This window comes from Achromobacter sp. 2789STDY5608615 (assembly GCF_001298995.1).
In the GTDB taxonomy this organism is placed as follows: domain Bacteria; phylum Pseudomonadota; class Gammaproteobacteria; order Burkholderiales; family Burkholderiaceae_B; genus Achromobacter; species Achromobacter insuavis.
Genome location: NZ_CYTY01000032.1, coordinates 65,890 through 78,927 on the forward strand (window position 1 = coordinate 65,890; position 13,038 = coordinate 78,927).

The window sequence follows — 13,038 nt, forward strand, 5'->3', positions numbered from 1 at the left end:
AAACCTGTAGAGACGGATTACTTGGCGAACAACGAATCCAGGTTCTTGAACGCCTTGAATTCCAGCGCGTTGCCCGACGGATCCAGGAAGAACATGGTGGCCTGTTCGCCGACTTCGCCCTTGAAGCGGATGTAGGGCTCGATGACGAACTCGGTGCCGGCATCGGTCAGGCGCTTGGCCATGGCTTCCCATTGTTCCATGGAAAGCACCGCGCCGAAATGGCGCACCGGCACATTATGCGAATCGACCGCGCTGGTGGCCTTGTGGCCGCATTCGCTGGGGGCCAGGTGGGCGACGATCTGGTGGCCGTAGAAGTTGAAGTCGATCCATTCGGGCGAGCTGCGGCCCTCCGGACAGCCCAGCTTTTCGCCGTAGAAGGCGCGGGCTTCGGCCAGGTCGCGGACCGGGAAGGCCAGGTGGAACGGCGGCAGGTTGGTTTGAGCGGTCATGAAAAGCTCCGGATAAGGCGGAAAAGGTAATTCAGAATGCGGACCGTCACCATCGGGTCGTGTCCTGAGTTGCTAGTTTATGAATTGTTTTTTTGATTGAAAAACGATATTTTTTGTGTCTTAGCATCGAAAATATTGATCGTGATCAAGGAATTCAAGACCTTCATCGCCGTGGCGCGCGACGGCACTTTCACCGGCGCCGGGGCCCAGCTGGGCCTGACCCAGTCGGCCGTCAGCGCCCAGATCAAGCGCCTCGAGGACTACCTGGGCGTGGCGCTGTTCGACCGCAGCGCGCGCGCGGCGGTGCTGAACGACCATGGCCGCGAGATGCTGCCGCAGGCCGAGGAACTGGTGGCCATGGCCGAGCGCATGGCGTCCTCGGCGGGGGCCGGCCACGTCAGCGGATCGCTGCGCATCGGCGCCATCGCCTCGGTGCAGCAGGATCTGCTGGTGCGGGCGCTGGGCGAGTTCCGCGCCGGCTATCCCGACGTGCGGGTGCGGATCGTGCCGGGGGTATCGCTGTCGCTGCTGGGGCAGGTCGACGCCGGCGAGGTCGACATGGCGCTGCTGATCCGGCCGCCGTTCACGCTGCCGCCGGAACTGGGCTGGCAGCCGCTGCTGCGCGAGGAAGTGGTGCTGGCGATGCCGGCCGCGATGGCGCCCGCGCCGTGGCGCGAGGTGCTGGCCGCGCAACCCTTCATCCGCTACGACCGCGCGTCCTTCGGCGGACGCGTGGTGGACCTGTTCCTGAAGAAGCAGCGCATCACGGTGCACGAGGCGGTGGAGCTCGACGAGATCGAGGCCATCGCCAACATGGTGCGCCATGGGCTGGGCGTGGCGCTGTTGCCGCGTCTGCGCGGCCTCGATCTGGACGGCCTGCGGCTGGTGTCGCTGGGTGAGGCGGCGTTCCACCGCGAGATCGGCATCATCGGGCGGCTGCCGTTCGACGCCGGCAGCGTCGGCGGCAAGATGGCGGAATGCCTGGCGCGGGCGGCCGGAACCACGCTGGCGCCCTGAGCGCCGCCATGGCAGTACAGTGTCGGGGACTCGATCGACATCCGACCGAAGACTGACGCCCACGCAGGACACCATGGCAGCGACCGCATTGGAACAACAACTGGCCTTCCTCCGGGAAATCGACCGGCTCAAGGCCGTCATCCGGCAATCGCCGCTGCTGGACCGCAGCCGCAAGGAGAATTCCGCCGAGCATTCCTGGCACCTGGCGCTGTACGCGCTGGTGCTGAGCGAATACGCCAGCGGCCCGGTGGATACCCAGCGGGTCATGCGGATGCTGCTGCTGCACGACGTGGTCGAGATCGACGTCGGCGATTTTCCGATCCATGGCGGCTCGTCGGCGGCGTGGCAGGCCGAGCAGGAGCACAAGGCGGCCGCACGGCTGTTCGGCCTGCTGCCCTCGCCGCAGGGCGACGAGTTCCTGGCGCTGTGGCGGGAATTCGAGCAGGCCGAGAGCGAGGACGCGCGCTTCGCCAAGGCGCTGGACCGGTTCCAGCCGCTGCTGATCAACGTGTTCACGGGCGGCGGCACCTGGACCGAGAACGGCGTGTCGCACGAGCAGGTGCTGGCCCGCTACGGCCCGGTGATCCAGCGCGGGGCGCCGCAATTGTGGGAAGTCTGCGAGCGCTGGGTGGCCGATCATTTCGCGGGGCGGACATGACGCCGTCCGGGGCGTGGCGGCGCGTTCCCGTGGCGTTGCCGGTAGCCGCGCCATCCTGCGCGCGGAGCGCATATGAAAAAAGGCCCGCGCGAGCGGGCCTTTTTTTGTCCAGAGCGCCTGCTTACAGCCGGTCGCAGCGCACCGTGATCGGGTGATCGCGCAGCGTCGTCATGACCAGGTCGTCAACCTGGCCTTCGACGTCGGTGATCACGTAGCCGATCTGGCCCTTGGTCTGCAGCGTCTGGCTGACGATGTTCAGGCCGTGCTGCGCCATCAGGTTGTCCAGCGTGCCGAGCGCGCCCGGGGCGTTGCGGTGCACGTGCAGGATGCGGGTGGCGCCGGCCGGCTCCAGGTAGGGCAGCTCGGGGAAGTTGACCGCGCCCTTGGTGGTGCCGGCCTGCAGGAAGCGCACCAGCTTCTCGGCCACTTCGCGGCCGATGTTCTCTTGCGATTCCTGCGTGCTGCCGCCGATGTGCGGGGTCAGGATGACGTTGGGCAGGCCGATCAGCGGGCTGGCCAGCGGCTCGTCGGCGCCCTTGGGTTCGGTGGGGAACACGTCGAGCGCGGCGCCCGCCAGGTGGCCGGACTTGAGCGCGGCATGCAGGGCGTCGATGTCGACCACGGTGCCGCGCGAGGCATTGATGAGGATGGCGCCGCGGCGCATGCGCCCGATCGTCTCCGCATTCATGATGTTCTCGGTGGATTTGCCCCCGGGCACGTGCAGGGTGACGACGTCGGCCTGTTCCAGCAGGTCGTTGAGCGAGCCGGCCGGGCGGGCGTTGCCCAGCGGCAGCTTGGCTTCGACGTCATGGTAGATGACGCGCATGCCGAGGCCTTCGGCCAGGGTGCTGATCTGCGAGCCGATGTTGCCGTAGCCGACGATGCCGAGCGTCTTGCCGCGGGTCTCGAAGGCGCCGGCGGCGCTCTTGTCCCAGTGGCCGAGATGGACGCGGGCGTTCTTCTCGGGGATGCGGCGCAACAGCAGGATGGCTTCGCCCAGCACCAGCTCGGCGACCGAGCGGGTGTTGGAGAACGGCGCGTTGAACACCGGGATGCCGCGTTGCATGGCGGTGTCGAGGTCGACCTGGTTGGTGCCGATGCAGAAGCAGCCGACGACGCGCAGGTCGGGGCTGCCGGACAGCAGGGCGGCATCCAGGTGGGTACGAGAACGGATGCCCGCGACGTGGGCGCCGCGCAGGGCGTCCTGCAGCTGCGACGGCGGCAGGGCCGCGGCGTGCGTGACGATGTCGGTGTAGCCGGCGGCTTCGAAGACGGCGCGGGCGCTCGGGTGGATGTTCTCGAACAGGACGATGTGTGCCATGACTGCCAGGGGTCGGGGTGGGAAATGCGTTTTATTTATTGTGGCGCATTTTTGCTGCGGTGCAAGAGGTACCCATAGCCATGGTGGGGATGAATTGTTTCAGGCGGGTGGCCGGGGCGGACCCCGGCGCTGTGTTTCAACGATACGCCTGGAACACCTTGGCGCCGCCGCGCTTGTCCACCAGCAGGACATCGTGCGGGGTCTTGCGGCCGCCGTATTCGGGGCCGTCCATGCCGGGCGAGCCCAGCGGCATGCCGGGGGCGGCCAGGCCGGCGGCGTCGGGCTTTTCCAGCAGCAGGCGGCGCACGTCGCTGGCGGGCACGTGGCCCTCGATGGCGTAGCCGTCCACCACGGCCGTGTGGCAGGAGCCATAGTCGGCCATGCCGGCATTGCGGCGCACCGGGCCGGTGTCCTGCACGTCGTGGGTGGTGACCTCGAAGCCGTTGTCGCGCATGTGCTTGACCCAGTCTTCGCAACAGCCGCAGGTGGGCGTCTTCCAGACCTGGACCTTGGGCGCGGACTGGGCTTGCGCGAGGAGCGGCGCGTACAGGGGCAGGGATAGCGCGGCCGCCAGGAGCAGGCGGGCGGGGGTGAGGGTTTTTTTCATGGGTCTCCGCGAGAAAGGATCAGAACCAGAAGCGCACGCCCGCCAGCACGGCGGCCTGCGAGCGGCCTTGGCCGGCGGCGGACGCATAGTCCGCGGTGCGGCCGAACTTACGTTCGAAGGATACCCCGATGTAGGGCGCGAATTCGCGCGTGGCCTCGTAGCGCAGGCGCAGCGACAGCGAGCCCTTGGACAGGCCCGAGCCGATGCCGCGTTCGGGGTCGTTGCGGCCATAGGCGCTGGCCTCGAGTTCGGGGGTGAATATCAGACGCTGGGTAAGCAGCAGGTCGTACTCGGCCTTCATGGCCAGCGCGGTGCGGCCGGACGGGCCGGCGTAGGCGGTGGTCTCGAACTCGATGTTGTAGGGCAGCACGCCCTCGACGCCGAGCGCCGCCCAGTTGCGCTTGGGGCCGGCGCCGACGTCGCGGCGCGCGCCCAGCTGCAGGTCCCAGAAGGGCGAGATGGCATGGCTCCAGAAGGCTTCCACCTTGGCGTCCGAGCCGCCGCCGCTTTCGCGTTCGCCTTCGCTCTTGAGCATCAGCCGGTCGGTGGCGGTGCCCCACCAGAAGCGGCCGTCCCACTCCAGCGCGTTCTGGCCGTCGCGGTTGCGCGACCAGCCGAACTTGTCGAACAGCAGCCGCGACGAGGCCGCGTTGTCCATCATGTGCGGGTGGATCCCGTAACTGTCGTAGCCGCGCTGGCCGGCGCCGTCGCTGGACGGCAGGCTGCCGACGGGCGGGGCGGCGGCGGGCGCGCCATGGTCCATGCCGGGCATGGACGAATGATCCATGGCGGGCGGCATTGCCGGCTGGGGCTTGGCGGCGCCGTGGTCCATGCCGGGCATGGACGAGTGATCCATGGCCGGCGGCGTTGCCGGCGGCGGCTTGGCGGCGCCATGATCCATGCCTGGCATCGAACCGTGGTCCATGCCGGCGTGGTCGCTGATGGCCTGGCCGTGGGCCGGCTGGCCGGCCGCGCCCGCCAGCAGGGCGGCGGCCAGCGCGGCGCGGCGCGACAAGGGAAAGAAAATGCGCATGTTCCGTTTTCTCATCGCCTACTCCACCACGACCGCCCTGAACATGCCGGCCTCCATGTGGTACAGCAGGTGGCAGTGGTGGGCCCAGTTGCCGCGGGCATCGGCGCTGACGCGGTAGCTCAGGCGCTGCGCGGGGTTGAGCGACAGGGTGTGCTTGCGCACCAGGAAGGCGCCGTCGGGCGATTCCAGGTCGCTCCACAGGCCGTGCAGGTGGATGGGGTGGGTCATCATGGTGTCGTTGACCAGCACGAAGCGCACCCGCTCGCCATGGCGCAGCACGATGGGCCTGGCGTCGGAGAACTTCACGCCGTTGAACGACCACATGTAGCGTTCCATGTTGCCGGTCAGGTGCAGTTCGATCTCGCGGGTCGGCGCGCGGTTGTCGTCGGGTTCGCGGATCGAGCGCAGGTCGGCGTAGGTCAGCACGCGGCGGCCGTTGTCGCGCAGGCCGATGCCGGGATCGTCCAGGCGGGTGGACACCACGTCGGGCAGCATCGAGTTGCCGGGGCCGCGTTCCTCGGGATAGGGGTGCCTGACCTCGACGATGCCGCCCTGGTCCGCGCCGCTGCCGTGGGCGCCGCCGTGGTCCATGCCGGGCATTGCGCCGTGGTTCATGCCGGCCATCGCGCCGGCCGCCGCCGGGGCGGCGCCGTGATCCATGCCGCTCATGCCCGCCATGTCGTGACCGCCTCCGCCCATGTCGTGTTTCATGCCCATATCCATCATGCCGAGCAGTTGCGCGCGATCGACGGCCGGCACCTCGGCCTGCATGCCGGGGCGCGGCGCCAGGGTGGCGCGGGCATAGCCGGAACGGTCCATCGCCTGCGAGAAGATGGTGTAGGCGCGGTCTTCGGCGGGTTCGACGATCACGTCGTAGGTCTCGGCCACGGCGATGCGGAATTCCTCCACATCGACCGGCCGCACGTCCTGGCCGTCGGCCGCCACCACCGTCATCTTCAGGCCCGGGATGCGCACGTCGAAGTACGTCATGGCCGAGCCGTTGATGAAGCGCAGGCGCACGCGCTCGCCCGGCTTGAACAGGCCGGTCCAGTTGCCGGCCGGCGTCGCGCCGTTGGTCAGGAAGGTGTAGGTGGCGCCCGACACGTCCGCCAGGTCGGACGGGTTCATGCGCATCTGTTCCCACATCAGGCGCTCGGACAGCGCCGCGCGCCAGCCCTTCTCGCCGGCATCGCGGATCAGGCTCTCGACGCTGGGCTGGTTGCGGTTGTAGTAGTCGGGCATGGCCTTGAGCTTGTCGAAGAGCCGCATCGGGTCTTCGTCCGTCCAGTCCGACAGCAGCACGGTGTAGTCGCGGTCCGCGGCGATGGGGTCGCGCCGCTTCGGGTCGATGACGATGGCGCCGTACAGGCCCGTCTGCTCCTGGAAACCCGAATGGCTGTGATACCAGTAGGTGCCGCTCTGGCGCACGTCGAAGCGGTAAGTGAAGGTCTGGCCCGGATCGATGCCCGCAAAGCTCAGGCCCGGCACCCCGTCCATGTCGGTGGGCAGCAGGATGCCGTGCCAGTGGATCGAGGTCTGTTCGCGCAGGCGGTTGGTGACGTGCAGCGTCACCGTGTCGCCCTCGCGCCAGCGCAGCAGCGGCGCCGGGACCTGGCCGTTGACGGTGGTGGCGATGCGGGCGGCGCCGGTGAAGTTCACCGGGGTCTCGCCGATCTCCAGGTGGAATTCGGTGCCGCGCAGTTCGGCGGGCAGGGCGGGGGCCGCGGGTTGGCCGACGGCGGCGCGCCAGCCGCCCAGCGCCGCGAGCGCGCCGCCGGCGGCCAGCCCCTGCACGAAGCGGCGGCGGGCGGGAATGGGGAAGGCTGTCATGACGGATCCGCGGCGGCGCTACTGCACCGACACCGCGCCCTTCATGCCGGCGGCGTAGTGGCCGGGTTCCAGGCAGCCGAAGGACACGGTGCCGGCGCGGTCGAACTTCCAGACGATCTGGCCGCTCTTGCCGCCGTCCAGCGAGACGGCGTTGGCCTCTTCGTGGCGCATGCCGGGGTCTTTCATCATCATGGCGTAGTGGGCCTGCAGGTCGGCGTCGGTGCCCAGCACCATCTCGTGGCGGATGCGGCTCGAGTTGCGCACGTTGAAGCGCACCGTTTCGCCGGCCTTGACCTGCACCTGGGCGGGCGTGAAGCGCATGGCGTCGGTCATGTCGATGTCGATGGCGCGGGTGACGCGGGCGGCGTCGCCGGGCGTGCCGATGGGGGCGGAGGCCGCCGGCATGGCGTGGCCGGCGTGTTCGCCGTGGGTGCCGGCCGCGAACGCGGAGCCGGCGCCGAGCAGGGCGGCCAGGACCGCCTGTGCCGTGGTTCGGGTGATACGGAGCAAAGTGCCTTGCATGCTGATCCCTTCGTGGGAGTTGACCATGCGGGCACTGTAGAAAAACCGGGGTGACCCGGTTCTGTCGGCTGGATTACTTCTTTGTAATGTTGGCGGGCGGCGTCCCGGGCAGGGCGCCGCGCAGGGTGATGCCGACCACCGTGCCGGCGGCGCCGGAGGTGGCGTCCACGTCGCCGCCGTGCATGCGGGCGATGGCCCGCACGATCGCCAGGCCCAGGCCGTGGCCTTCGCTGCGCGGCGCGCGCGCCTGGCCCGAGCGGAAGAAGCGGTCGAAGATGCGCGGCAGGTCGGCGGCCGGGATCGGCGCGCCGGGGTTGCGCACCTCGACCCGCGCGCCGGCCGGCAGCGGCTGGCAGGCCAGCACGATCTCGCCGCCGCGCGGCGTGGCCTTGATGGCGTTGGAGATCAGGTTCGCGAGCGCCCGCCGCACCAGCCCGGGATTGGCGGCGATGAGGGCGTCGCCGTCGCAGCGCAGCGTGACGCCGCTGTCTTCCAGCGCCGCCTCGTAGAAGTCGGCGACGCGCCGGGCCTCGGCGGCCAGCGAGACCGGCGCCAGGTCGGCGGCGCGTTCGCCGCGGTCGGCGCGGGCCAGGAACAGCATGTCGTTGACCAGCGTCTTCAGGTCTTCCAGCGTTTCCAGGTTGGATTCGAGCGCGTCGCGCAGCTCGGCCGCGTCGCGGCCGCTGGACAGGGTCACCTGGGTGCCGTTGATCAGCGTGGCCAGCGGCGTGCGCAGCTCGTGCGCGACGTCGGCGTTGAAGCCTTCCATCTGCTGGTAGGCGGCCTGCAGCCGTTCCAGCGTGCGGTTGAACGACAGCACCAGCTCGTGCAGCTCGCGGTCGGTGTCGCGCAGCGGCAGGCGCACGGCCAGGTTGTCGGGCTGGATGCGGGCGGCCTGCTCCGACAGCCGGCGGGTGGGCTCCATGCTGCGGCGCACCGCCCAGGCCGCCAGCACCACCGTGGCGCCGACCCACAGCGCGCAGATCAGCGCCAGCGCGGTGCCGTAGGCGTACAGGAACTGCGAGCTGGTGCGGGTGCTGACCGCCACCGTCAGGTGCGCGCCCGGCAGGATGCGGTCGTCGACCGCGACGCGCAGGCCGCGCATGCGGCTGCCGTCGGCCAGTTGCAGCAGCACCTGCCGGTCCGGCAGCGTCTGCAGGGTTTCGGGCGCGTCGCCGCCGTAGACGGGGTGCCCTTGCGCGTCGACGATCCAGATGCCCAGCTGGCTCTGGCCGGTGCGCATGTCGTCGAACGTGGCGGCCAGGTCGTGCAGGCCGCGCGCGTTGTTCTGCATGTCGATCAGGTGGTTGATGAGTTCCAGCTTGCCGCTGACCTCGGTGATCTCCTGGCGTTCGACTTCGCGCTTGAGGGCCCAGAACAGGGTGGCGCCCGCGACGCTGGAGACCAGCAGGGCGATGACGCCCAGCAGCAGGGTCAGGCGCGCCTGCATCGAGCGCACGCGCGGCGGTTTCATTCGCGCGCGGGCTCCGGCCGCGATTCGAGCACGTAGCCCATGCCGCGCACGGTGTGCAGCAGCTTGGCCTCGAACGGGTCGTCCAGCTTGCTGCGCAGGCGCCGCACGGCCACGTCGATGACGTTGGTGTCGCTGTCGAAGTTCATGTCCCAGACCTGTTCGGCCAGGGTGGTGCGCGACAGCACCTGGCCCTGGCGCCGCAGCAGCAGGGCCAGCAGGTTGAATTCCTTGGCGGTCAGGTCCAGGCGGCGGCCGCCGCGCGCGACCTTGCGGCGCGCCAGGTCCAGCTCCAGGTCGGCCAGGCGGAACACGGTGGGTTCCTGCGAGCGGCCGCGCCGCAGCAGGGCCTGCACGCGCGCCAGCAGTTCGGAGAAGGCGAAGGGCTTGACCAGGTAGTCGTCGGCGCCGCCTTCGAGGCCGCGCACGCGGTCCTCGACGGCGTCGCGCGCGGTCAGCATCAGGATCGGGGTGTCCTTGTTGGCGCGCACGGCGGCCAGGATGCCGAAGCCGTCCACGCCGGGCAGCATCACGTCCAGCACGATCAGGTCGTAGGCGCCTTCCAGCGCCAGGTGCAGGCCGTTGACGCCGTCGCGCGCCAGGTCGACGACGTGGCTCTGTTCCGACAACCCTTTCTTGAGGTAGTCGGCCAGCTTGGGTTCGTCTTCGATGACCAGGATGCGCATGGCCGGAAATTTACCATCCGCGCCGCGATCGCGGCGCGGATGGCGTGCATCGCGTGAGGCCTGTTCAGGCGGACGGGTCGACGGCGATGCGGTCCGGCGGGAAGCGCAGCGCGAACAGGCTGCCCTTGCCGGGTTCGCTGGTGATGAACAGCTCGGCATCGTGGCGCATGGCGATGTGCTTGGTGATCGCCAGCCCCAGGCCGGTGCCGCCGACGGCGCGCGAGCGGCCGCGGTCGACGCGGTAGAAGCGTTCGGTCAGGCGCGGGATGTGGCGGGCCGGGATGCCGATGCCGGTGTCCTGCACGCTGTAGCGGCCGCCGCCGTCGGGTTCGCGTTCCCAGCGCACGGTGATGGTGCCGCCGTCGGGGGTGTAGCGCACGGCGTTAGTCAGCAGGTTCGACAGGGCGGAGGTCAGTTCGGTCTCGGCGCCGAGCACGTCGAGCGATTCGTCGATGTGCCATTCGAGCACGTGGCGTCCGCCCGACAGGGCCTCGATCTGCTGGCGCGCCTTCTGCAGCAGCGCGCCCATGTTGACCGCGCGCGGGTCGCTGCCTGGCGACGATTCCAGCGTCGACAGCGTCAGCAGGTCCTCGACGATGGCCTGCATGCGCTGGGCCTGCTCGTGCATCATGTCCAGGTACTGCGCGCGCTGCTCGGGCGGCAGGGCGTCGGCGGGCATGTCGCGCAGCGTTTCCAGGAAGCCGGCCAGCACCGTCAGCGGCGTGCGCAGTTCGTGCGAGACGTTGGCGACGAAATCGCGGCGGGTGGTCTCCAGGCGCTCGATCTGGGTGACGTCGCGGGTGATGAGCAGGCGCTGGTTGCTGGCGTAGGCCGTCAGCTGCATCATCATCAGCCGTTCCTGGCCGTTCTGGCCCAGGCGCACCAGGATCGGGTCGGGCCAGGAGGCGCGGTGGGCGTATTCGACGAATTCCGGCGCCCGCAGCAGGTTCAGCAGGTTGTGGCCGCGGTCGGCCGGCAGGCGCAGGCCCAGGTGCTGGCGCGCCATGCGGTTGCACCAGTCGATCTGGAAGTCTTCATTGAGGGTGACCGCGCCGTCCGGCAGCGCCTGGGCGGCCGCCAGCATGCCCTGCATGGTGTCGCGGGTCTCGGTCAGCTCGCGGGCGCGGGCCCGGGTGTAGCGGTAGAGGGGGGCGAGGATGTCGTCCCAGGGGCCCACCGAGGCGGGCGGCGAGGTGTCGGGGTGCCTGGCCCAGTGGGACACCAGGTGCAGGCGCCAGCTGCGCCACAGCAGCATGGTGACCAGCGCGGCGCTGAACAGCACCCAGCCGGCCGGATCGCCCATGAGCCATTGCGCCAACAGCGCGACCGCCGCCCACAGGGCGACCAGGATAAGAGTGCGCAGCCAGATCATCGTGCGGGAGTTTTACCGCGCCGGGACCTGTGCCGTAAACCGGTAGCCGCTGCCGCGCACCGTTTCCACGTGGGCGTCGTGGCCGCTGGGTTCCAGCGCCTTGCGCAGGCGGCGGATGTGCACGTCGACCGTGCGTTCCTCGACGAAGACATGATCGCCCCAGACCTGGTCCAGCAGTTGCGAGCGCGAGAACACGCGTTCCGGGTGGGTCATGAAGAAGTGCAGCAGGCGGAATTCGGTGGGGCCGATCTGCAGCGACTGGCTGTTGCCCGACAGGCGGTGCGTGACGGGGTCCAGCTTGAGGCCGCCGACGTCGATCACGTCGTCGGTCAGCTGCGGCGCGCGGCGGCGCAGCACGGCCTTGATGCGGGCCATCAGCTCCTTGGGCGAGAAGGGCTTGGTGATGTAGTCGTCGGCGCCGGCTTCGAGGCCGTCGACCTTGTCCTGCTCGGAACCCTTGGCGGTCAGCATGATGACCGGGACGGCGCGGGTGCGCTCATCGTTGCGCAGCTTGCGCGCCATGGCCAGGCCGGAGGTGCCGGGCAGCATCCAGTCCAGCAGGATCAGGTCGGGCAGTTCGGCGCGGATCAGCGTCTGGGCCTGGTCGGCGTCGAAGGCGCGCAGCACTTTGTGGCCGGCGAAGGACAGGTTGACGGCGATCAGTTCCTGGATTGCGGGTTCGTCTTCGACGACGAGGATGGTGCTGGACATGGCGAATAGGGCACGCTTCGGAGCGCCGGCGCGGCGCGAACATTGCGATAGTATGGCCGCAATATTTCAGGTATGTGACCAAAGCGTGCGTTCCCGGCCCCGCCGGCGGCATCCGGCAGTCTCCGATAGGCTACCATTGGACGATATATCGGGAATTCACCATGCAAAACCCCTCCGAATCGCAACATTCCGCGGATTCCGCCTCCCAATCGACGCATTTCGGCTTCCAATCGGTGCCGGAACACGACAAGGCCCGCAAAGTCGCCGAAGTCTTCCATTCCGTGGCCCAGCGCTACGACATCATGAATGATTTCATGTCGGCCGGCCTGCACCGCGTCTGGAAGGCCTTCACCATCGGCCGCGCGGCCATCCGCCCCGGCATGAAGGTGCTGGACATCGCCGGCGGCACCGGCGACCTGGCCCGTGCCTTCGCCAAGCGCGCCGGCCCCACCGGCGAGGTCTGGCTGACCGACATCAATGATTCCATGCTGCGGGTCGGCCGCGACCGCCTGGCCGACGCCGGCCAACTGGTGCCCACGGCCGTCTGTGACGCCGAGCGCCTGCCGTTCCCGACGGGCTATTTCGACCGCGTCAGCGTGGCCTTCGGCCTGCGCAACATGACCCACAAGGACCGCGCGCTGGCCGAAATGACCCGCGTGCTCAAGCCGGGCGGCAAGCTGCTGGTGCTGGAATTCTCCCGCATCGCCAAACCGCTGGCGCCGGCCTACGACTGGTATTCCTTCAACGTGCTGCCCTGGCTGGGCAAGACCGTGGCCAAGGACGAAGCCAGCTACCGCTACCTGGCGGAATCCATCCGCATGCACCCCGACCAGGAAACCCTGGCGGACATGCTGCGCACCGCCGGCCTGGAGCGGGTGCAGTACTTCAACCTGACGGCCGGCATCGCCGCCCTGCATGAGGGTGTGCGCCTGGGCTGAACGTCCCGGGGTCCGATACGGCTTTTCTTCGCCCCGGGGGAACTTGTGGGGCGACGGCTTGTCCGTTATTCTTACGTCATTCAGATTATTGTAAGAAAGTCGCGCTGAACGGCCGCACGATCCGTGCGGCTTTCCGCTGCTCGGGGCAGCGGGAAGCGCGGGTACGAGGGAGCAAATCCATGACCAAATTCTGTTTCTCGCGGTTTGTCGCCGCGGCGCTCATCGCCATTTCCGGCGCAGCGTTGGTGACGGCGTCGTTTGACGCCGAAGCCCGCCGCGCAGGCGGCGGCAGCAGCGTCGGCCGCCAATCCTCCAATGTGACCCAGCAGCGCCAGGCCACCACGCCGCCGGCCGCCGCCAACAACACCGCGGGCGCTACCGCCGCGCCGGCCGCCGCCGGCGCCGCCACGGCCGGCGCCGCGG

The 13,038-nt window shown here is 69.2% G+C and carries 13 protein-coding genes and 1 pseudogene; 4 read left to right on the forward strand and 10 right to left on the reverse strand.

Annotation, left to right across the window (positions count from 1 at the left end):
- Positions 1 to 17: 17 nt before the first annotated feature.
- The gene (locus AOZ49_RS23605; protein ID WP_006386852.1) at positions 18 to 449 is read right to left on the reverse strand and encodes a VOC family protein; all 432 of its coding nucleotides are present in this window, start codon (positions 447 to 449) and stop codon (positions 18 to 20) included.
- Between the two features lie 141 nt (positions 450 to 590).
- Between AOZ49_RS23605 and AOZ49_RS23610 the strand changes: the two genes are divergently transcribed.
- Both AOZ49_RS23610 and AOZ49_RS23615 read left to right on the forward strand, forming a co-directional pair.
- A complete protein-coding gene (locus tag AOZ49_RS23610) occupies positions 591 to 1,466 on the forward strand; it encodes a LysR family transcriptional regulator (RefSeq protein ID WP_054433249.1) in 876 nt (291 codons plus the stop codon).
- A 73-nt stretch (positions 1,467 to 1,539) separates the two neighbouring features.
- Entirely contained in the window at positions 1,540 to 2,124 is a 585-nt protein-coding gene (locus AOZ49_RS23615; protein WP_054478039.1) for an HD domain-containing protein, read from the forward strand.
- Positions 2,125 to 2,245: 121 nt separating this feature from the next.
- Here the strand turns inward: AOZ49_RS23615 and serA are convergent, their stop codons facing one another.
- The 9 genes from serA to phoB all read right to left on the reverse strand — a co-directional run bounded on the left by serA (position 2,246) and on the right by phoB (position 11,677).
- Positions 2,246 to 3,445 carry a phosphoglycerate dehydrogenase gene (gene serA, locus AOZ49_RS23620; RefSeq protein WP_054433145.1) on the reverse strand — a complete coding sequence of 400 codons (1,200 nt, stop codon included), beginning with the start codon at positions 3,443 to 3,445 and terminating at the stop codon, positions 2,246 to 2,248.
- Positions 3,446 to 3,581: 136 nt separating this feature from the next.
- Positions 3,582 to 4,052, reverse strand: a complete 471-nt coding sequence (locus tag AOZ49_RS23625) for a DUF411 domain-containing protein (RefSeq protein ID WP_054433146.1) — start codon at positions 4,050 to 4,052, stop codon at positions 3,582 to 3,584.
- A gap of 19 nt (positions 4,053 to 4,071) precedes the next feature.
- Positions 4,072 to 4,908: a copper resistance protein B gene (locus AOZ49_RS23630; RefSeq protein ID WP_369815857.1), complete on the reverse strand. Its 837-nt coding sequence runs from the start codon at positions 4,906 to 4,908 to the stop codon at positions 4,072 to 4,074.
- A gap of 195 nt (positions 4,909 to 5,103) precedes the next feature.
- Entirely contained in the window at positions 5,104 to 6,915 is a 1,812-nt protein-coding gene (locus AOZ49_RS23635; RefSeq protein ID WP_054478041.1) for a copper resistance system multicopper oxidase, read from the reverse strand.
- Between the two features lie 18 nt (positions 6,916 to 6,933).
- The gene (locus tag AOZ49_RS23640; protein ID WP_197286766.1) at positions 6,934 to 7,437 is read right to left on the reverse strand and encodes a cupredoxin domain-containing protein; all 504 of its coding nucleotides are present in this window, start codon (positions 7,435 to 7,437) and stop codon (positions 6,934 to 6,936) included.
- A gap of 73 nt (positions 7,438 to 7,510) precedes the next feature.
- Positions 7,511 to 8,911 carry a heavy metal sensor histidine kinase gene (locus AOZ49_RS23645; protein WP_054478045.1) on the reverse strand — a complete coding sequence of 467 codons (1,401 nt, stop codon included), beginning with the start codon at positions 8,909 to 8,911 and terminating at the stop codon, positions 7,511 to 7,513.
- Entirely contained in the window at positions 8,908 to 9,594 is a 687-nt protein-coding gene (locus AOZ49_RS23650; protein ID WP_054433150.1) for a heavy metal response regulator transcription factor, read from the reverse strand. Before AOZ49_RS23650 ends, AOZ49_RS23645 begins: the two co-directional genes overlap by 4 nt.
- Before the next feature lie 64 nt (positions 9,595 to 9,658).
- Positions 9,659 to 10,966 (reverse strand): phosphate regulon sensor histidine kinase PhoR, encoded by a 1,308-nt coding sequence (phoR, locus tag AOZ49_RS23655; protein ID WP_054433151.1) that lies wholly within the window; start codon positions 10,964 to 10,966, stop codon positions 9,659 to 9,661.
- Between the two features lie 12 nt (positions 10,967 to 10,978).
- Positions 10,979 to 11,677 carry a phosphate regulon transcriptional regulator PhoB gene (phoB, locus tag AOZ49_RS23660; protein ID WP_006386862.1) on the reverse strand — a complete coding sequence of 233 codons (699 nt, stop codon included), beginning with the start codon at positions 11,675 to 11,677 and terminating at the stop codon, positions 10,979 to 10,981.
- Between the two features lie 161 nt (positions 11,678 to 11,838).
- On the opposite strand from phoB, the gene ubiE reads away from it, so the two are divergent.
- Positions 11,839 to 12,615, forward strand: coding sequence for a bifunctional demethylmenaquinone methyltransferase/2-methoxy-6-polyprenyl-1,4-benzoquinol methylase UbiE (gene ubiE, locus AOZ49_RS23665; protein ID WP_054433152.1), 777 nt, complete (start codon positions 11,839 to 11,841; stop codon positions 12,613 to 12,615).
- A 179-nt stretch (positions 12,616 to 12,794) separates the two neighbouring features.
- Positions 12,795 to 13,038 (forward strand): annotated as a pseudogene (locus AOZ49_RS23670) (Tim44 domain-containing protein); the annotation flags it as partial.